The sequence below is a fragment of the Polynucleobacter sp. MWH-S4W17 genome, assembly GCF_018687535.1.
Lineage (GTDB): Bacteria > Pseudomonadota > Gammaproteobacteria > Burkholderiales > Burkholderiaceae > Polynucleobacter.
The window spans coordinates 1,051,119-1,071,719 of the sequence record NZ_CP061295.1; the positions used below are offsets into that span (position 1 = coordinate 1,051,119).

Below are 20,601 nucleotides of genomic sequence, written 5' to 3' on the forward strand. Positions count from 1 at the left end.
ATCGCCATGCCGCATACCAAATCACACCCCCACCCCCCTCATATCGTGATTTATACCGATGGTGCCTGTAAAGGGAATCCCGGCCCTGGAGGCTGGGGGGCTGTATTGCGATCTGGTGGGCACGAAAAGCATATTCACGGGGGCGAAAAGCTCACCACCAACAACCGCATGGAGATTTCTGCAGTCATTTTCGCCCTAAAAGCCCTCAAACAACGCAGCACCGTTGAGTTGTGGACTGACTCCCAATATGTCCAAAAAGGGGTAACGGAATGGCTAGAGGGCTGGAAAAAAAGGGGGTGGAAGACCGCCAGCAAGGATCCAGTCAAAAACGCAGATCTCTGGCAGGAACTGGACTCCCTGCTCCCAGGGCATGAGATCTCCTGGCACTGGGTTAGAGGGCATAACGGACACCCTGGAAATGAGTTGGCCGACCAGTTAGCCAATAAGGGTGTTGAGGAGTTTTTGCCCTAGGGCGAATGCACGTCTACACCCTCCTTTTTAGCCATCTTATGAGAGAATGATCCTGCTCTAAATGGCTTAGAAACATCATAAAACCCACAAAAAACCAAGAAAAATGAGACTGTGTCAAAAATAGAATCTTCACTCGATAAGGCATTTGCCAAACTCGTTCAATTTAAAGAGATGGGCAAAGTTCGCTTGTGCGCTCTTTGGCAAAAATATTCACCCCAGCTAAGCCAAGCAAAGAGAGTGGATTTTGCTACGGTTAAATCCTTTTTAGTGAGGTTTAAATGGCGCTTGCTATTAATTCTGCTCTTACTCTATGCGGGCTCAAAAGCATATGATTATTTTTTCCCAGCCTCTGCTAAATCTGGCGGCCCTGTTACCGTAACATCATTCGTAGTCCAGAAAAAAGATGTGCCGCTAATCATTGAGGCAACTGGCACCATTGTTTCCAATAGCATTGTTGACATTCGCCCAATGGTCACCAATACCGTCGCCACAATTCAGGTAAAAGATGGTCAAGAAGTTAAAGCTGGCGATCTGCTTTTTACCTTGGATGACCGCAACGATAAAGCCAACTATGAAAAGCTCAAAGCCCTTGCTGATGATGCTCAAAAACAGTACTTACGCGCCAAAGAATTGGTTGCTAAAAACTTTATTTCTAAAGCCGCTCTAGAAACTACATTGGCAAATGCCAAGTCAGCACAAGCAGCAGCCCGCGCGGCAGAAGTGCAGCTTTCTTTTGATTACATTAAGTCCCCTATTGATGGTCGTGCTGGCATCGTCAATGTATTCCCGGGCTCCCTTGTCCAGGCTAGCAACATTGTTTCCACCGCGACCAGCTCAACTGCTACATCCAGCGTTGGATCCATGGTGACCATTACTCAATTAAACCCAATTGATGTTCAATTTGTCATTCCAGAAAAAGATATTCCGATCATCTTAGAGAACCAGTTAGATGGTGATGCGATGAATGTTACGGTGACTGTAGGCGATAGCGGCAAAAGAACTTACGAAGGAAAGGTGCTGGTCGTTGATAACCAAGTCGATCCTTCGATCGCGGCGGTACGCGTAAAAGCGCAAATCCCGAATGACGCCAAAACTCTCTTGCCAGGTGAATTTGCTCGCGTATCCCTAGTGGCCAATACTCTAAAGGATGCCTTAGCTATTCCATCGCAAGCAGTAGTGATCAATCCCCGCGGAAAATTGGTTTACGTGGTCGATAAAGATGCCAAAGTTGCAGCCAAACCCGTGAAAGTAGTTTATGACTACCAAGGATTGTCTGTTGTTACCGGTATAGATGATGGCGATAGAGTAGTGGTTGAAGGTAAGCAGAATTTGCGTCCAGGAAGCAAAGTCCGCGAGGATAAATCAGCTGCACCGCAAGCAACTACTACCTCAACAACTCCAACAGCCCCAGAGAAAAAATGACACTATCCGAATTATGTATTCGGCGCCCGGTAATGACGGTGTTGCTCTCGATAGCAACAGTCATCGCAGGGGCTGTTGCCTACATGAAAATTCCAGTAGCTGCGCTACCTAGTTTTAATACGCCAGTTATTTCTGTAAGCGCATCTTTACCGGGTGCATCACCAGAAAATATGGCTGCCTCGGTAGCCCTTCCCCTTGAAAAAGAATTTTCGACGATTGATGGCATCACCGTAATTAGCTCCACTAATTCTTTGGGCAGTACGAGCATTACTTTGGAATTCAATAACGATCGAGATATTGATAAAGCCGCAGTTGACGTTCAAGCAGCTTTGTTGAGAGCCCAAAAGCGCTTACCGATTGAAATGACGGTGCCACCGTCCTACCGGAAGATAAATCCAGCCGACACTCCTGTTCTAGTGGTGCGCATGAGCTCGCCATCAATCAGTCTCTCAGATCTCAATCAATACGCAGAAAATTTACTTTCACCTAACTTATCAACCATTAGTGGTGTAGCGCAAGTTCTTGTTTATGGTGCAAAGCGTTATGCGGTTCGCGTACGAGTGCATCCCGACGCTCTTGCTAACCGCAATCTCACTATTGACGATATCGCCGTTGCTATCAACAAAGCCAACTCCAATAGTCCTGTAGGGGTTTTAGACGGGCCCCGTCAGGCCATCACTATTTATGCCAACCCACAACTAGTAAGACCTGAAGAGTTTGCCAATTTAATTGTTAGTCAAAAAAATGGTCTTCCGATCTACCTCAAGGACGTTGCCGATGTGATCGAGAGTTACGAGGATGTAAAAACATTGGCGAGTGCTAATGGAGAGCGCTCTATTGCGATTGCAGTATTGCGCCAACCGAGCGCTAATACTGTGGATGTTGTTAACTCCGTTAAGGCATTACTACCTCAATTACAAAAGCAGATGCCGGAATCTGTTCGTATGCAATTGTTGAACGATCGTTCGCTCTCCATTCTAGAAGCGATACATGACGTTAATCTCACATTGGCTTTAACGATCTTGTTGGTTGTTATGGTAATTTTCTTGTTCCTGAAACATGTTTCGGCGACAGTTATTCCCTCTATCAGCCTTCCAATCTCACTGATCGGGGCATTCTTTCTGCTCTATTTTTTGGGATACAGCTTAGACAACATCTCGCTTCTGGGTATTACGCTTGCTGTAGGCTTGGTTGTTGATGATGCAATTGTGGTGCTTGAAAACATCATGCGTTATGTTGAACAAGGTATGGACCCACTCAAAGCATCCCTCAAAGGTAGCAAAGAAGTGGGCTTTACGATTATTTCCATTTCTATTTCTTTGGTGGCTGTATTTATTCCACTCTTCTTTATGGCTGGTCCTATTGGCCTTCTGTTTAGAGAATTTGCGGTAGTGGTTTCCCTTTCAATTTTGGTATCAGCAGTCGTGTCGCTGACGGTTGTGCCGATGCTTTGCAGTCGCTTCCTACCAAAACCAGGTCAGCATGCCAAGGAATATGCCATCAACAAGAAGTTTGATCGCGTCTTTGACTGGATGCTGAAAACCTATATTCACTACCTAGATCTGGCCCTTAATAATCGTAAGAAAGTCTTATGGGGCGCCCTTTCCACCTTTGCCATTACCGTGGTGATGTTTGTCTATAGCCCGAAGGGTTTCTTTCCAGAAGAAGATATTGGGCAAATTCAAGCAACTACTGAGGCATCTGAAGATATCTCCTTTAAAGCGATGTTGGCACTTCAGGATAGAGCTGCAGAACTAGTGAATACAGACCCGAATGTGGATAGCTCTATTTCAGTCATTGGCGGTGGTGCGAGCTCAGGCTACAACACCGGCAGGATTTTTATCATTCTTAAGCCCAAGGGCGATCGCGCTAAGATGGCTCAGGTGATGGAGGGATTAAGAAATAAATTTAAAGAGATCCCCGGCCTTCAGGTCTACATGCGTCCGGTCCAGAATTTACAGCTTGGCGGCAAAAATAGTAAAAGCCGCTACCAATTTACTTTGCAAAGTGTTGGCTTTGAAGGCGTGAATGAATGGGCTGATAAGTTGATGCAAAAGATGCGTACCGACCCACTTTTCCGTGACGTTACCAGTGACTCACAGCTAAAAGGTCTCAACGTCAAGATCAATATTGATCGTGAAAAAGCGGCTAGTGCCGGCGTTACGATTGCTGACATCCGTACAGCCCTCTATTCTGCCTACGGTGAGAGGCAGGTATCTACTATCTACACACCAGTGAATACTTATTACGTGATCCTAGAAGCTGCTGAAGAAGATCGTCAATATGAGACGGATCTGAATAAGATTTTTGTAAGAGGTCGCGCAACCGACAAGCTGATTCCACTATCTAGCGTAGCTAGCTTCACTCGTGAAATCGGCCCAACCGCCGTAAACCATCAAGGGCAAATTCCGGCTGTAACCCTGTCATTCAACCTTGCTCCTGATGTCTTCCTTGGTGACGCCACGAAAAAGATTGAGGAATACACCAAGGAAATTGGCTTACCCGCTTCCATCATTACGAGTTACGGTGGAGATGCGGCAGTATTTAAAAGCAACCAATCAGGTCAGCTGATACTAATTCTATCGGCTCTAGGCGTAATTTATATATTACTTGGCGTGCTTTACGAGAGTTACATTCATCCGCTGACTATTTTGGCTGGTTTGCCATCTGCTGCGATTGGCGCCATCCTTGCTTTGCGCATCTTTGGCTTCGAGCTAACCGTCGTTGCATCGATCGGTATTTTATTATTGATCGGCATTGTTAAGAAAAATGCGATCTTAATGATTGACTTTGCCTTAGATGCTCAACGTAACCAAGGCATGTCTCCTGAAAAAGCCATTCGTGAAGCATGTATCTTGCGTTTCCGGCCTATTATGATGACAACCGTTGCCGCTCTCATGGGTGCACTTCCGATCGCATTTGGGCTGGGTGCTGGAGCAGAGTTACGTCAACCTTTAGGCATCAGCGTTGCTGGTGGCCTGATTTTTTCTCAGTTCGTAACGTTGATCATTACACCCGTGATTTATCTCTATTTGGATAAATATGCAGGCAATGGACCGATGGATATTCCACCAGCTGTTCTAGAGGGAACCTGATGCGTCAAGTGATTCTCGATACCGAAACTACTGGCCTTAATCCAGCCACCGGCGACCGCATTATTGAAATTGGCTGTGTTGAGATGGTTGGTCGTCGACTTACCGATAGAACTTTCCATTACTACATCAATCCTGAGCGTGATATTGATGCTGGCGCATTTGCAGTCCACGGACTTTCTAGAGAGTTTTTATCTGATAAGCCAATCTTTGCAAACATCGTTGAGCAGTTAATTGAGTTTGTAGATGGCGCTGAAATTGTGATTCATAACGCAGCCTTCGATTTGGGGTTCTTAGATAACGAGTTTGCCCTTCTAAAGCGCCCCCCCTTCAGAAATTTAGCCTCCAAGATTACCGACACACTGCTCGACGCGCGTCAAATGTTCCCTGGAAAGCGCAATTCATTAGATGCGCTGTGTGAACGCTTTTCAATTAGTAATAAACACCGTACTTTGCACGGCGCGTTATTAGACGCCCAGTTACTAGCTGAAGTTTACGTATCGATGACAAGGGGTCAAGAAGACCTTTCGATTGATCTGATTGACTACACAGTGGGAGCAGACTCTACTGGTCATACCAAAGCTTTACCAACTAATCTCATGGTGCTGTCTGCATCAGATGATGACCTTGAAAGCCATGAAAAAATCTTGGCGGAAATTGCCAAGGCAAGTAAAAAGGACCCCGTTTGGAGTCCTTTAAATGCTGCTGCCTAATTAGTAGATTACTAGTTAGATTGCTGCGGCAATCGCCTTACCCAAATCATCCGTCTTCGCTGTGCCACCTAGATCTGGTGTCAAAGGCGCATGTCCTGGACCGGATGCCAATACCTTTTCAATGGCACTAAATATTGCTTTGCCAGCTTCTGGATAGCCGAGGTGATCAAGCATCATCGCCCCACTCCATATCTGGCCAATAGGGTTGGCGATCATTTTTCCAAAGATATCAGGTGCCGATCCATGTACTGGCTCAAACAAGGACGGGAATTTACCTTCAGGATTAATGCTGCCGGATGGTGCAACTGCAATTGTGCCGGTACATGCAGGACCCAAGTCCGAGAGAATATCGCCAAATAAATTGCTCGCTACTACAACGTCAAAGCGATCTGGATTCATAACGAAGTGAGCCGCCAAAATATCAATGTGGTATTTGTCGGCTCTTACATCGGCAAATTTCTTAGACATTGCCTCTACACGCTCATCCCAATAAGGCATAGTGATGGCAATACCATTTGATTTAGTTGCAGAAGTTAAATGCTTCTTAGGGCGACTTTGGGCTAAGTCAAAAGCGTATTGCAAAATTCGGTCAACACCCTGTCTAGTGAAGACAGATTCTTGAATCACGATTTCACGATCGGTATCCGGGAACATCTTGCCACCAACGCTGGAGTATTCACCTTCAGTGTTCTCACGTACTACAAAGAAATCGATGTCACCGGGCTTACGGTTGGCAAGTGGGCAAGGCACACCGGGCAATAAACGTACTGGACGCAAATTGACATACTGGTCAAAGCCACGGCGGAATTGAATTAAGCTGCCCCAGAGTGAAACATGGTCAGGCAGAATATCCGGCATACCTACAGCGCCAAAAAAGATCGCATCGTACTTCATGAGGATATCGAACCAATCATCCGGCATCATCTTCCCATGCTTGAGATAGTAATCACAGCTTGCAAAATCAAAATGATCAAACTGCATACCTAGATTAAATTTACGATTGGCTGCCTCTAGCGCACGTACGCCCTCCGGCATGACTTCTTTGCCAATACCATCCCCAGGAATAACGGCAATCTTTGGATTCTTAAATATTTTCTTTGCGTTCATAAATGATGTGTCTCGTTTTATTTTGTTGAAGATGAATTTTACAAATAACTAGCTAATAGCGCGACGGATTTCATCTGGCGCCTTCTTGCTACCCTTTTCAACTGATTCACTATCGTAATCAGTGGTATTTTCAATGGTCTCTGGAACAGCTTCTAGCATCCGAATATTGTCCTTGGGGCAGATTGGCGCTCCATAACTGGCCCACTTCTTGAGCAAAGTTACCTCGTAGCCACATTGCCCACATTTAGCCTTACTTCGACTAGCATTGCTAGGCCTTGGGGGCGGGAAAACAATCGCTTGATGCGGGTAAGGGCCAAGCTCCTGACTAATCATCATCAGTCTTACAGTGAGCTCCTCAGTGGCATGAGCCATTCTGGCAGGGCCTTCCAGACCCACCGTTTGAGCGATTCCCTTGAAATCTTCGCCATGGCCACTAAAACAGTCATCCACTGCATGGCAGAGTTCATGAACTAAGGTATCTAAAAGCTGAACAGGCTCATCCAACTTAGGGGAAATGAATATCTCATTTACGCCACCACCTGAGCGCTCACGTGGCCAGCATTGGCCTAGTGTTGTTCTAGGACTACTAGAGGCCGGGAATCCGCATGAGACCCTGACGGGAGGGATGGCATAACCTGCTTTTGAAAAGACCGGCTCAAGATGCCTTACGGCGTCTTCTAGCCAAGCCTCACGGACTGTATGTTGCTTCATTTAACTTCTCTTCTATCGAAATCTAGGACAAAAACCATCAATTGCGATCATACGCCACCATAAGTAGAATGAGTCCATGAAAGATCTAGAAAGCCTAAGCGCTACCCAAGCCATCAAAGCCCTCTCTAAGAGGGAAATTAAAGCCACTGATTTACTCCTATCCTGCCTAGACCGCATAGGACAAAAAGAGAGCGTTGTTAAGGCCTGGGCAAGCCTAGGAAAGGAAAATGCCTTATCTCGCGCCAAACAGCTTGATAAAGGTGCCTTTCAGGGCCTATTACATGGTCTCCCAATTGGGGTTAAAGATCTTTATGACACCTATGATTTACCGACCTCCTATGGCTCACCCATTTACGCCAACCACTATCCAGTCGCTGACGCTGTGGCGGTTGCCCTAATGCGACAGTCTGGCGCCATTATTTTAGGCAAAACCGTTACAACAGAATTTGCAACATTTAAGAGTGGATTAACAACAAATCCGCATAACCCAAAGCACACTCCCGGTGGTTCCTCTAGTGGCTCTGCTGCTGCAGTAGCCGATTTTATGATCCCACTGGCAACGGGTAGTCAAACTGCTGGGTCAATCATTCGCCCTGCGTCCTTTTGTGGTGTAGTGGGATTTAAACCCAGTCATGGCAAAGTCAGTATTGCGGGAATTAAAAGTCTTTCTGTAACACTCGACACCATGGGTTGCTTTGGTAGAACAGTAGAAGATGTAGGGCTTGGTGTAGCAGCTATGAGTGGCGATCATCGACTAGCAAAAATTGAAGTCTTGCATAACAAACCCCGCATCGCCATTTGCAAAACATCTAGCTGGCCGTTTGCACAAAAAGAAACTGCTACAGCGCTTGCTGTTGCCCGGCATGCTGCCGAGAAGATTGCTAAAGGAACCGTAATTGATCAGAAGTTACCAAAGACATGTGATGGACTCACCCAAGCCCAAACTCGCATCATGATCTCTGAAATGTCACGCAGCCTTACTTTTGAACGTGTGCATTACGCTAAAAAGCTCAGCCCACAACTTCTGAAGCAACTTAGTGAAGGCGCTGAAATTAGCTACGAGCAATATGCAAAAGATTTGAGCCTTGCCGATAAGTCAAGGGCGGCCATGGAAGACTTATTTAATAATGAAGTGGATATCTTGATAGCCCCAAGTGCAAATGGCGAAGCGCCCAACATTAAAGATGGTACTGGAGATCCTCTTTTTTCTAGAGCTTGGACTCTTCTAGGTTTGCCCTGCATCAATATCAATGTAAGCAGTGGCCCCAATGGATTGCCAGTAGGCGTGCAACTCATTGCAGGCCCAGGTAAAGATCATTTCTTGTTGAGCGCTGCCCGGGCATTTACATTAGCATTACCTGACCCCACCCTGCGAGATCAGGCTTAGCCAAGCCCTTAATCAAGAGTAATGTTTGCCGCTTTAATTGCTTTAGCCCAGAAAGGAAGTTCTTTCTTAACTAGCGCATCAGTTTGGTTTGGTCCCAAGTAACGAAGTTCAACACCAGCGGCATCGGCACGCTCTTTAATTTCAGGCAATGCCAAGCTCTGCTTTACAGAATTAGTGAGCTTGGTAACCACTGCTGCAGGTGTTCCTGCAGGCGCATAAAGGGCCACCCATGATTCCAACTGAAATGATGGTAGACCAGCTTCAGCGGTAGTTGGTACGTTTGGCATACCAGGGTGACGATTTTTGCCGGTCACAGCAAGCCCCTTGAGTTTTCCACTTTGGACGTGTTGCATGACTGAGGGTGGCGTACTAATAAATACCTGTACCTGCCCCGCCAAAACGTCCTGAATGGCTGGACCAGATCCCTTGTATGGAACATGCACCATATCCACACCAGTAGTTTGCTTGAAGATCTCAGTACCAATATGCGACACAGAACCATTGCCTTGTGAGGCGTAATTTAATTTACCTGGATTAGCTTTTGCGTACGCAATAAATTCCTTCAAATTATTTACCGGAACTGAAGGGTGCACTGCAATGACATTGGTTGAAACAGTCAGTAAGGCAATTGGAGAAAAATCTTTAATGGGATCCCACGGAAGCTTATCGAATAAAGCGGGATTACCAACGTGATAACCAGAATAGGAAATCAATAAGGTGTAGCCATCGGGTTTTGCTTTGGCAACATACTGATAGGCGGTATTGCCACTTGCTCCCGGCTTGTTGTCAACAATCACCGGTTGACCGATCACACGCGTCAACGGCTCACTTAATAGACGTGCCGAAGTATCAACCAGCCCACCAGGTGGATTGGGGACTACTAAAGTAATTGGACGATCCGGAAAGGATTGGGCCATAACTAGGCATGAAATCCCAAACCCCAAAATTACAAGCGCACTGCGTATCACCGAATATTTTTTCATTAGCGCTCCCCCAACATATGATTTTTTAATGTTTATCGCTGCCCTACTTTTACATCACCAAATACGGCCTGGGCTTCTCGAGGTAAACAACGCCAATAACGCTCATTTGCAGTAACTGTGCCACCTAGAGCTGCTGCAGCTTCCCAACCCCAGCGAGGCTTGTATAGGAATGCTCTAGCCAAAGCGATGAGATCCGCATCACCCGCCTGCAAAATGTCTTCGGCTTGCTGTGGCTCGGTAATGAGTCCAACAGTCATAGTTGGCAAACCAGATTGATCTTTAACTATCTTTGCAAAAGGCACTTGGTAATTTGGACCAATTGCAATCTTTTGTTTTGGCGAAATGCCACCAGAAGAAATGTGTACAAAATCGCAGCCCATTGGTTTAAGTTGCTTGGCAAAGTTTGCCGTCTCTTCAGGAGTCCAACCACCCTCTACCCAGTCACTAGCTGAAATGCGTATGCCAAGAACTCCTTGATATGCGGCTCTTACGGCAGCAAATAACTCTAATGGAAAGCGAATGCGGTTTTCAAATGAGCCGCCGTATTCATCCGTGCGTTGATTGGCGATAGGAGATAAAAATTGATGCAACAAGTATCCATGGGCACCATGGAGTTCAATCCCATCAATTCCAATACGACCTGCACGTTTTGCTGATGCTACAAAATCATCAATCAGCTTTTTTAATTCAGTCTTACTCAATTCATGAGGTAAACGCTCTCCATCTAACTGGGGGATCGCTGAGGGCGCTAGAGTTTCCCATCCACCCTGATCCGTTGGGAGCAATTGTCCGCCGTTCCAGGGGGTTGCACTGGATGCTTTGCGACCTGCATGCGCTAACTGAATAAAAACAGGTACGGCAGGAGCCAACCCGCGCGCTCGACTTAATTTGTCTTTCAAAGCTGCTTCAGTGCGATCATCCCAGAGCCCAAGACAAGCAGGCGTAATTCTGGCCTCCGGACTTACCCCTGTAGCCTCAATAATGAAGAGTGCTGCGCCACTATTCAGCAAATTACCCCAGTGCATGAGGTGCCAGTCAGTTGCCTCGCCGTTATTGGCCGAATACTGGCACATCGGGGCAACCACAATGCGATTTGCCAGCTCTAGAGGTCCCCGCGGGGAATTGAGGGTATAGCTCGAAAATAAAAGACTCATAAAATGCCTTGAAAAATCCAAAAATAGGTCAAAAATACGAAAATTGCTGTTAAGCGCTAGAATACTTAAAAAGCAGAATAAACGAGACAGCGAAGTCGTGCAGGCTAATTGGCCAAACGGCTTTTTTACCCAAAACCTGAAAAATACTCACCACAAGAGATTATGAACGCACCTCAAGCCTTTGAATCAAAAGAAGATATTGGCCACTTTGTTGGCGGCAATGTAGTTAACCCTAAAGATGGTCGCTTTGCCGATGTTTACAACCCAACCAAAGGAACAGTAGCACGCCGTGTTGCACTTGCTAGCCGTAAAGAAGTTGATGAAGTTGTAGCCAATGCCCAAACAGCCTTTGTGTCATGGAGTCAAACCTCCCCATTGCGCCGTGCACGCATCATGTTCAAGTATCTTGAATTGCTAAACGCTCATCGCGATGAGTTGGCTGCCATCATTACAGCAGAACATGGCAAGGTATTTACCGATGCCCAAGGGGAAGTAACACGCGGTATTGAGATTGTGGAATTTGCTACTGGCATTCCTGAGCTACTCAAAGGCGACTACACCGAGCAAGTATCGACTGGTATCGACAACTGGGTTATGCGTCAGCCTTTAGGTGTAGTTGCTGGTATCACCCCATTTAACTTCCCAGTCATGGTGCCAATGTGGATGTTCCCAGTTGCGATTGCTTGCGGCAACACTTTCATTCTCAAACCCAGCCCTACAGATCCTTCCGCTTCACTGTTCATGGCTAAGCTCCTCAAGGAAGCTGGCTTGCCTGACGGCGTATTCAACGTTGTTCAGGGCGACAAAGAAGCGGTTGATGCCCTACTTGAAAATCCAGATGTTAAAGCAGTGAGTTTTGTGGGCTCCACTCCAATTGCCAATTACATCTATGAGCGTTGCGCTCACTTTGGCAAGCGCTCCCAAGCTTTAGGCGGCGCGAAGAACCACATGGTGATCATGCCTGACGCTGATATTGATAAAGCAATTGATGCCCTGGTTGGTGCTGCTTACGGCTCGGCTGGCGAACGCTGTATGGCGATTTCTGTAGCGGTATTAGTTGGTGATGTGGCAGAGAAGATCATGCCAAAGCTGATCGAGCGCACTAAGACACTCAAAGTTAAAAACGGCATGGAGCTCGATGCTGAAATGGGTCCAATCGTTACTAAAGCAGCTCTTGAGCGCATTACTGGCTATATTGATGCTGGCGTAGCTTCTGGTGCAAAACTCCTCGTAGATGGCCGCGGACTTAAAGTTCCCGGCTATGAGGATGGCTTCTTTATTGGTGGCACACTTTTTGACAATGTCACCCCAGACATGAAGATTTACTTAGAAGAAATCTTCGGACCAGTTCTATCCTGCTTGCGTGTTGCTAACTTTACGGATGCTCTGAACTTGGTGAACTCTTGCGAATTTGGTAATGGTGTAGCCTGCTTCACAAGCGATGGCAATATTGCGCGTGAATTTGCTCGTCGCGTACAAGTGGGTATGGTTGGCATTAACGTACCTATTCCAGTGCCAATGGCCTGGCACGGCTTCGGCGGCTGGAAAAAATCCATCTTTGGCGATATGCATGCATATGGCAAAGAAGGTGTACGTTTCTATACCAAGCAAAAGAGCGTAATGCAACGCTGGCCTGAGAGTATTGCTAAGGGGGCGGAGTTTGTAATGCCTACCTCTAAGTAATATCAGGTAGCAGTTAGTAAAAAAAGCGATCTTCGGATCGCTTTTTTATTTGCCAGGATTAAATTAGAAATTACTGGAGTGTATTTTTAAGAGCGGGAATCATTGGCATTGAGAGGACATCAATACCCTCTTCTCTTAAAGCCTCAGCCTCATCTAAAGTAGTTTGACCCCGAATGCTTCTCTCGGGAGATTCTTTATAGTGAATTTTTCTAGCCTCATCGGCAAAAGAATTGCCAACATCCTCTGAGCGACCCATTAACTCACGCATACCTTTCAAAAAGGCTGCCTGTACTTGAGCCTCAAGTTGAGAATGATCGCTACCAGTCAAAGCAACAACGCCCCCACTAAGACTTTCAGATTCAGATTTGGATACAGTTAACTCGGTAGACGATGATTTACCAATATGCGGAGCTGAGGGCATGCGAGTAATCTCTGTGCTGTCGCATACTGGACACGCAAGCATCCCCTTGTCCTGCTGAGCAAGGCAATCCACTTCCGAAGCAAACCACCCTTCAAAGCGATGGTCTAGGGGGCAGGATAAGTTATAAACTTTCATAAAACGTATATAGGGGCAAAAACGATAAATTCAATACCCTATTTTAATCGGGTTTGAATGCACCCTATTCGATTGGATGCGGTTTTAGTAAGCCCCTACGAAAGCGATCAAGCCAGTAGGTGGCTATCGTGGTTTTGACGTCCGTAATCTCGCCATCCTCAACCCAGGATATCAATTGCTCTAATGGAGCAGCAAATACATCCAAAAACTCTTCATCATCTAGATGGCTTTTTCCCGGAACAAGATCTTCAGCTAGGTAGATATCAATGAACTCGGTGGAGTAAGAAATTACCGGATGAATGCGACGAATGAAACTCCATTTTTTTGCCGTATACCCAGTTTCTTCTTTAAGCTCTCGCTGCGCGCATACCAAATGATCTTCTTTAGAGTCTAGTTTTCCTGCAGGAATTTCAATGCAGGCTTTTGCAATTGGATAGCGATACTGTCGCTCGAGAAGCACCCTGCCATCATCTAAGATCGCAACAATTGCTACTGCGCCTGGATGAGTTAAATACTCGCGAATTGCTGTTTCTCCATCCGGCAGTGAGACTTTGTCCTGCTTCATCTTTAAGAAGATACCGTCGTAAATATCCTCGCCAGATAGACGCTCTTCACGTAAATGTTTATCACCTGCAGGTAGATCTTCAAATGATTTTTCCGTCATGGGTCTTAGTACATATTCCGTCTGTTATTGATTAAACCAGCTTAACTAAATTGAATGTCATTTTGATGGCACCTGAAATGATAAAGGCCCCTTACGGAGCCTTTAGATAGATGTTGATTCCTTTTAGGATCCCAGTAAGGTGCGGCGCATTGCATCCAAGCAAAGACTCATTAGTCCCGCAGGAACAATACCGATCACTAAAACCAGAATGCCATTAAGACTCAAGAGCCCTTTGGCAAAGCCAGAACCAGAAATTGCAATCTCATGCTCAGGCTCATCGAAATACATGACCTTAACCACTCTAAGATAGTAGAAAGCACCAATCAAAGAGGCGATCACAGCGATTACAGCTAAGAATGTATGCTCTGCATCCACCAAGGCTTCCAAAACACCTAATTTAGCAGCAAAACCGACCGTAGGCGGAATACCAGCCAAGGAGAACATCATCACCAGACCAATAAAAGCAAACCACGGATGTTTCTTATTGAGGCCTTTTAAGCCATTCAAGGTTTCGCAGTCATAGCCTTTGCGTGACAAGGCCATCAACAAGCCGAAGGTACCAAGCGTTGTTAATACATAAGTAATTGCGTAGAACATCGACGCACTAAATGCATGGTCATCAAAAACAGACAGCATGCCCAAGAGTACAAAGCCCATTTGTGCAATTGCAGAATAAGCCAGCATGCGCTTGATATTGGTTTGCGCAATGGCGGTGACGTTACCAACAACTAATGATAGAACTGCGAGCAAGACCAGCATTGGCTGCCAGTCACCTAGTAAAGGCAACAATGTGTTGACCAATAAACGGAATAACAAAGCAAATGCAGCTAATTTTGGAGCCGCAGCAATCATTAAAGTCACAGCAGTTGGCGCGCCTTGATAAACGTCAGGCACCCACATGTGAAATGGCACTACACCCAACTTAAAGGCCAAGCCAGCAACAATAAATACCAAACCAAAAGCCATCACCAAATGGTTTATACGCGGGTCGGCAACGGTTTTAAAGATTTCAATAAGGTCAAGTGATCCGGTGACGCCGTAGAGCATCGACATGCCATAGAGCAAGAAGCCGGATGCTAATGCTCCCAAGATAAAGTACTTAATACCAGCTTCCACACTCATTTCGTTGCTATGGCGCATTGCAACCAATGCGTAGGTAGGCAAAGCCATCAACTCCAAGCCTAGGTATAAAGTTAATAGGTTTGCACCAGAGATCAATACAAACTGGCCAAGCAAAGCAAGCAGGGCTAAGACAATGAAGTCAGGACGGAACAAGGCGCGATCCATCAGATATTGCTTGGAATAAATCAAGCTCACCAAAACAGCGATGCAAGAACATGCCTTGAGCAAGTTAGAAAATGGATCAGACTGAAAAAGTCCATTCATTGCTACAAGCGCTGGATCGCCCATGCGTCCAATAAAAGCAAAAATGAGATAAGCCAACAAAATGAGTGAGAAAAAATACACAAAACCAACACCTCGCGGAGTATGGAAGATGTCTTGCTCAACACCAGTGGTTGAGGACACTCTTTCGCGAACATAAACGCTAGCAACCAATAACAAACAGGTTGCTACGAGTAAAACAAGTTCCGGCAGGATGGCGTAAAGGTCGAATGCTTGCATTTGTACTTACTCAGAGTTTGCTGACAGCAACATGCTGCAACAGATTAATTACAGCTGGATGAATGATGTCCGTAAATGGTTTTGGATAGACGCCCATACCAATTACACAGATAGATAAAACTGCCATCAAGAAATACTCGCGACCGTTCAAATCCTTTAACGCTTCAACGTGGGAATTGTTAACGGTACCGAAAAATACGCGCTTCACCATCCACAAGGAATAAGCTGCGCCCAAAATTAATGCTGTAGCAGCTAGGATGCCGATAACAAAGTCGTAATCAACCGCAGCTAAGATCACCATGAACTCACCAACAAACCCAGAGGTAGCAGGTAAACCACAGTTGGCCATCGCCATTAATACGGCAAATGCAGTAAATGCAGGCATGCGATGCACTACGCCACCGTAATCAGCGATCTGACGGGTATGCATGCGGTCATAAAGCACGCCAATGGACAAGAACATCGCACCGGCAACAAAGCCATGTGAAATCATCTGCACAATACCGCCCTCAATACCCAGCGGACTAAAGAGGAAGAATCCTAATGTAACAAAGCCCATGTGAGCCACAGACGAATAGGCAACCAGTTTTTTCATGTCTTTTTGAACAAGAGCAACTGCACCTACATAGATGACTGCAACCAAAGATAAGAAGATTACAAATGGGCCTAAGTACTGGCTTGCATCTGGCGCGATTGGCAAAGAGAACCTCAGAAATCCATAGGCACCAAGCTTCAACATAATTGCAGCCAAGACTACTGAGCCACCTGTTGGGGCCTCGACGTGGACGTCTGGTAGCCAAGTATGTAATGGCCACATTGGAACCTTAACAGCAAACGCCATAAAGAATGCTGCAAACAAAAGGATCTGCTCAACAATATCTAGTCGGGCATTTTGCCAAGCCAGGATATCGAATGTATTAGTCACGTTGTACAAATACAGCATGGCAATCAAGGTAAGCAAAGAGCCAAGCAAGGTGTACAAGAAAAACTTAAATGCCGCATAAATACGGTTGTGACCGCCCCATACACCAATGATGATGTACATCGGAATTAATGTCGCCTCAAAGAACACATAGAAAAGCAAAGCGTCAAGAGCACAAAATACGCCGATCATTAATCCTGACAGGATCATGAATGAGGCCATGTATTGCGACACCTTAGTCTGGATCACTTCCCACGCTGCAATCACCACAATGATGTTGATGAACGCAGTTAAAACAATAAACCAAACAGAAATACCATCAATACCTAGGTGGTAATTAATGTCGTAACGCGGAATCCAGCTGATTTTTTCAACGAACTGCATCCCAGAATTAGCGATGTCGAAATTAATCAACAATGGAAGCGTTGCAATGAAGCTTAGCACCGCTCCGATAAGCGTCAACCAGCGCACTCCGGCAGTTGATCTTTCAGACCCATAAAATAGAATAATGAGTCCAAAGACAATCGGGGTCCAAATGGCGTAAGAAAGAATCATAGTGGCTACTTAAGTAACAAAGGCCTAGCGAACAAAAGGCAGGTAAGCATACAAAACCCAAGCTAACAATACTGCTAGGCCCGCAATCATTGCGAAGGCATAGTGGTAGAGATAACCGGATTGCAAATGACGAATTACTCCGGCAAAGCGCCCTACTGTATGCGCACTGCCATTAACAAAGAAACCATCGATGATCTTTTGATCGCCACGATGCCATAAGAAGCCGCCGATCCAAATTAGACCTTTAGCAAACACGGCTTGGTTGATTTCATCAAGGTAATACTTGTTATCAAATAATTTCTTAATTGGCGCAAATGTTTCAGCAACTTTTGCTGGTAGCTTAGGAGCCCAAAGATAACCAATTGCAGCAGTTAGCACGCCAAGCGCTACCAACAACAAGACGGGGGATGTGAATGCATGAATTGCCATAGCAACTGGACCATGGAACTCATCTTCCAATTCTTTCATTACCGGATGGCGCGCTAAGTCAATAAATATGGAGTCGCCAAAGTATGTCCCGAATAACAACGGCGAGATTGTGTAGAAGCCAATGATCACGGATGGAATTGCCAAAAGGATCAATGGCAAAGTCACAACGAATGGTGATTCATGTGGCTTTTGACCTGGAGCTAAACCATGATGCGCATGATCGTCACCCTGCTCCGCATGATCATGATGATGGTCGTGAGTATGTGAATCCTCATGACCCCAGCGTGCTTTGCCGTGGAATACATAGAAATACAAACGGAATGAATATAGTGCCGTTACGAATACGCTAGCCATGACTGCAAAGTAAGCAAAGCCTGAACCGGGGATATGACTTGCAGCTACCGCTTCAATAATGGAGTCTTTTGAATAGAAGCCTGAGAAGAATGGAGTTCCCACTAGTGCCAGATTGCCCAATAACATCATCAAGCAAGTAATTGGCATATATTTCCACAGGCCGCCCATCTTACGCATATCTTGCTCATGATGCATACCAAGAATTACGCTACCTGCAGCAAGGAATAACAATGCTTTAAAGAAAGCATGCGTCATCAAATGAAAGATAGCTACCGGATATGCAGAAACACCCAATGCGACAGTCATGTAACCCAGCTGAGACAAAGTTGAATATGCAACAACGCGCTTGATATCGTTTTGCACAATACCGAGGAAGCCCATAAAGAGCGCTGTAATCGAGCCAATCACCAAGATAAAGCTCAGCGCGACATCTGAAAGTTCAAACAGTGGTGACATGCGTGACACCATGAAAATACCAGCGGTTACCATGGTTGCAGCATGAATCAATGCGGAAATTGGCGTTGGGCCTTCCATTGAATCTGGTAGCCAAACGTGTAAAGGGAATTGGGCTGACTTACCCATTGCACCAATAAACAAGCAGATGCAAGCAACCGTCATCAAGTTCCAGCTAGTACCAGGCAATGTCTGGGCTGCTAAAGCAGAGTTCTGAGAGAAGATCACGTCATATTGCATCGAGCCAGTGCTAGCCAAAAGAATACCTATACCCAAGATGAAACCAAAGTCACCAACCCGGTTAACTAAGAAAGCCTTCATGTTGGCAAACACAGCAGACTGGCGTTCAAAGTAAAAGCCAATCAACAAATAAGAAACGACACCCACAGCTTCCCAGCCAAAGAAGAGTTGCAATAAGTTATTACTCATCACCAACATCAACATCGCAAAGGTGAATAAAGAAATATAGGAGAAGAAGCGGTTGTAACCTTCTTCGCCTTGCATATACCCAATGGTATAGATGTGAACCATCAATGACACAAAGGTCACTACACACATCATAGTTGCTGTTAATGGGTCAATCAGGAAGCCAATATCTAAATTGAGTTCGCCTAATTGCATCCAATGGTAAACAGTTCCATTGAAATAGAAGCCATCCATCACTTGAACTAATACATTGCAGGAAAGCACGAATGCAATGGTTACACCTAAAATAGTTACAAACTGACTGGCCCCATGACCAATGCGATTGCCGCCTAATTTGGTGCCAAAGAAACCGGCAATGACAGAGCCGACTAACGGCGCCAAAGGAATGGCGCAAAGTACAGGTATGTTTAAGGTCAATTGCATGACTAGCCTTTTAGGTGGTCAAGATCATCGGCATTAATTGTGTCAACCTTACGGAAGAGCACAACCAAAATTGCCAAGCCGATAGCCGCCTCAGCAGCTGCCACAGTCAAAATAAAGAATACGAATACTTGACCAGCCATATCACCCAAATAATGGGAGAAAGCCACAAAGTTCATGTTCACCGAGAGAAGCATCAGCTCAATTGCCATTAGCAAAACGATGACGTTCTTGCGGTTTAAGAAAATTCCGATAACGCTAGTTGCAAATAAGATTGCACCCAGCACTAAATAATGAGCGAGAGTGATATTCATTTTTTCTCCCCTCTTGTATCTTGCTTTGCAGCCATGTCTGAACCCATTTTCACAATGCGCATGCGATCTGCCGCAACGACATTGACTTGCTCGTGAATATTCTGCGATTTAGAGTCTTTGCGATTACGCAATGTCAATGCTACAGCAGCAATAATCGCCACCAGCAAGATCACACCAGCAACCTCAAAGGCGTATACATAATCTACAAAGATCAGCATACCCAAAGCTTGGGTATTGTTAGCCATCATTTCTTCTGGCATAGGCTGCACTGGAACATTGGTTCCAATAAAGCTACGAATGATCACAATCGATAATTCTAGAACAATAACGGCACCCATCAAGAAGGCAACTGGCAGAAACTTTTTGAAATCGCGACGTAAATGTTCAATATCTAAGTCCAGCATCATCACTACGAAGAGGAATAAGACCATCACTGCGCCAACATAAACCAGTATCAGAGCCAAGCTTAAGAATTCAGCCTTGAGCAACATCCAAAGGCCTGATGCGCAAAAGAACGCTAATACCAAAAATAGCGCTGCATGCACTGGGTTACGAGCAGTGATCACGCGAAGCGCAGAAATCACCAATAAGCCTGCAAAACCATAGAAGAACATGGCAAATAAAGTAGATGGATCGAATGTCATATTAGTTAAGCTCGATTCGATTAACGGTAAGGTGCATCGGCTGCACGGTTAGCGGCGATATCTTTTTCATATTTATCGCCTACAGCTAAAAGCATATCTTTGGTGAAATACAAGTCACCGCGCTTATCGCCGAAATACTCAAAAATATTTGTTTCAACAATGGCGTCTACTGGACAAGCCTCTTCACAGAAACCACAGAAAATACATTTCGTGAGATCGATGTCATAACGACTGGTGCGACGAGTGCCATCATCACGCTCGGCAGTTTCAATAGTGATGGCATAAGCTGGACAAACTGCTTCACATAGCTTGCAGCCGATACAACGCTCTTCACCATTTTCATAACGACGAAGAGCATGCAAACCGCGGAAGCGACTGGATAAAGGCGTCTTTTCTTCCGGATATTGAACAGTAATTTTAGGCTTGAAGAGATAGCGACCCGTAATAGACATACCGACCAAGATGTCTCTTAGCATCAAGCTATCGAGGAATTGGGAAATTTTCTTAAACATGATTTA

At 45.5% G+C, this 20,601-nt stretch carries 18 protein-coding genes; 6 read left to right on the forward strand and 12 right to left on the reverse strand.

What is annotated here, in order from left to right; all coding sequences use genetic code 11:
* Window positions 1-6: 6 nt before the first annotated feature.
* From rnhA to dnaQ, 4 genes are all read left to right on the forward strand, one after another.
* The gene (gene rnhA, locus C2755_RS05465) at window positions 7-471 is read left to right on the forward strand and encodes a ribonuclease HI (RefSeq protein WP_215319837.1); all 465 of its coding nucleotides are present in this window, start codon (window positions 7-9) and stop codon (window positions 469-471) included.
* A gap of 111 nt (window positions 472-582) precedes the next feature.
* Window positions 583-1,893 carry an efflux RND transporter periplasmic adaptor subunit gene (locus C2755_RS05470; RefSeq protein ID WP_215319839.1) on the forward strand — a complete coding sequence of 437 codons (1,311 nt, stop codon included), beginning with the start codon at window positions 583-585 and terminating at the stop codon, window positions 1,891-1,893.
* Window positions 1,890-4,988, forward strand: coding sequence for an efflux RND transporter permease subunit (locus C2755_RS05475; RefSeq protein WP_215319841.1), 3,099 nt, complete (start codon window positions 1,890-1,892; stop codon window positions 4,986-4,988). Before C2755_RS05470 ends, C2755_RS05475 begins: the two co-directional genes overlap by 4 nt.
* The gene (gene dnaQ, locus C2755_RS05480; protein WP_215319843.1) at window positions 4,988-5,698 is read left to right on the forward strand and encodes a DNA polymerase III subunit epsilon; all 711 of its coding nucleotides are present in this window, start codon (window positions 4,988-4,990) and stop codon (window positions 5,696-5,698) included. The genes C2755_RS05475 and dnaQ overlap by 1 nt, the downstream gene beginning before the upstream one ends.
* A gap of 15 nt (window positions 5,699-5,713) precedes the next feature.
* Here dnaQ and C2755_RS05485 read toward each other — a convergent pair whose 3' ends face one another.
* Window positions 5,714-6,805 (reverse strand): tartrate dehydrogenase, encoded by a 1,092-nt coding sequence (locus C2755_RS05485; RefSeq protein ID WP_216862533.1) that lies wholly within the window; start codon window positions 6,803-6,805, stop codon window positions 5,714-5,716.
* Window positions 6,806-6,853: 48 nt separating this feature from the next.
* Window positions 6,854-7,516, reverse strand: coding sequence for a SprT family zinc-dependent metalloprotease (locus C2755_RS05490; RefSeq protein ID WP_072582473.1), 663 nt, complete (start codon window positions 7,514-7,516; stop codon window positions 6,854-6,856).
* Between the two features lie 76 nt (window positions 7,517-7,592).
* Here C2755_RS05490 and C2755_RS05495 point away from each other — a divergent pair, with 76 nt between their 5' ends.
* Window positions 7,593-8,903: an amidase gene (locus C2755_RS05495; protein WP_215319845.1), complete on the forward strand. Its 1,311-nt coding sequence runs from the start codon at window positions 7,593-7,595 to the stop codon at window positions 8,901-8,903.
* A gap of 8 nt (window positions 8,904-8,911) precedes the next feature.
* Here C2755_RS05495 and C2755_RS05500 read toward each other — a convergent pair whose 3' ends face one another.
* Entirely contained in the window at window positions 8,912-9,886 is a 975-nt protein-coding gene (locus tag C2755_RS05500) for a tripartite tricarboxylate transporter substrate binding protein (RefSeq protein WP_072582475.1), read from the reverse strand.
* 32 nt (window positions 9,887-9,918) lie between these two features.
* Window positions 9,919-11,040, reverse strand: coding sequence for an NADH:flavin oxidoreductase/NADH oxidase (locus C2755_RS05505; RefSeq protein ID WP_215319847.1), 1,122 nt, complete (start codon window positions 11,038-11,040; stop codon window positions 9,919-9,921).
* Window positions 11,041-11,202: 162 nt separating this feature from the next.
* Between C2755_RS05505 and C2755_RS05510 the strand changes: the two genes are divergently transcribed.
* A complete protein-coding gene (locus tag C2755_RS05510; RefSeq protein WP_215319849.1) occupies window positions 11,203-12,723 on the forward strand; it encodes a CoA-acylating methylmalonate-semialdehyde dehydrogenase in 1,521 nt (506 codons plus the stop codon).
* Between the two features lie 70 nt (window positions 12,724-12,793).
* Here C2755_RS05510 and C2755_RS05515 read toward each other — a convergent pair whose 3' ends face one another.
* From C2755_RS05515 to nuoI, 8 genes are all read right to left on the reverse strand, one after another.
* On the reverse strand, window positions 12,794-13,279 hold the full coding sequence (locus tag C2755_RS05515; protein ID WP_215319851.1) for a DUF1178 family protein: 486 nt from the start codon (window positions 13,277-13,279) through the stop codon (window positions 12,794-12,796).
* Window positions 13,280-13,343: 64 nt separating this feature from the next.
* Window positions 13,344-13,943: an NUDIX domain-containing protein gene (locus C2755_RS05520; protein ID WP_215319853.1), complete on the reverse strand. Its 600-nt coding sequence runs from the start codon at window positions 13,941-13,943 to the stop codon at window positions 13,344-13,346.
* A gap of 123 nt (window positions 13,944-14,066) precedes the next feature.
* Window positions 14,067-15,566, reverse strand: coding sequence for an NADH-quinone oxidoreductase subunit NuoN (nuoN, locus tag C2755_RS05525; RefSeq protein ID WP_215319854.1), 1,500 nt, complete (start codon window positions 15,564-15,566; stop codon window positions 14,067-14,069).
* 10 nt (window positions 15,567-15,576) lie between these two features.
* Entirely contained in the window at window positions 15,577-17,043 is a 1,467-nt protein-coding gene (locus C2755_RS05530; protein WP_215319856.1) for an NADH-quinone oxidoreductase subunit M, read from the reverse strand.
* A 24-nt stretch (window positions 17,044-17,067) separates the two neighbouring features.
* A complete protein-coding gene (gene nuoL, locus C2755_RS05535; RefSeq protein ID WP_215319858.1) occupies window positions 17,068-19,128 on the reverse strand; it encodes an NADH-quinone oxidoreductase subunit L in 2,061 nt (686 codons plus the stop codon).
* A 2-nt stretch (window positions 19,129-19,130) separates the two neighbouring features.
* Window positions 19,131-19,439, reverse strand: coding sequence for an NADH-quinone oxidoreductase subunit NuoK (gene nuoK / locus C2755_RS05540; RefSeq protein ID WP_072582482.1), 309 nt, complete (start codon window positions 19,437-19,439; stop codon window positions 19,131-19,133).
* Window positions 19,436-20,083: an NADH-quinone oxidoreductase subunit J gene (locus tag C2755_RS05545; protein WP_215319860.1), complete on the reverse strand. Its 648-nt coding sequence runs from the start codon at window positions 20,081-20,083 to the stop codon at window positions 19,436-19,438. Before C2755_RS05545 ends, nuoK begins: the two co-directional genes overlap by 4 nt.
* A 20-nt stretch (window positions 20,084-20,103) precedes the next feature.
* Window positions 20,104-20,595 (reverse strand): NADH-quinone oxidoreductase subunit NuoI, encoded by a 492-nt coding sequence (gene nuoI / locus C2755_RS05550; protein WP_215319862.1) that lies wholly within the window; start codon window positions 20,593-20,595, stop codon window positions 20,104-20,106.
* Window positions 20,596-20,601: the final 6 nt, after the last annotated feature.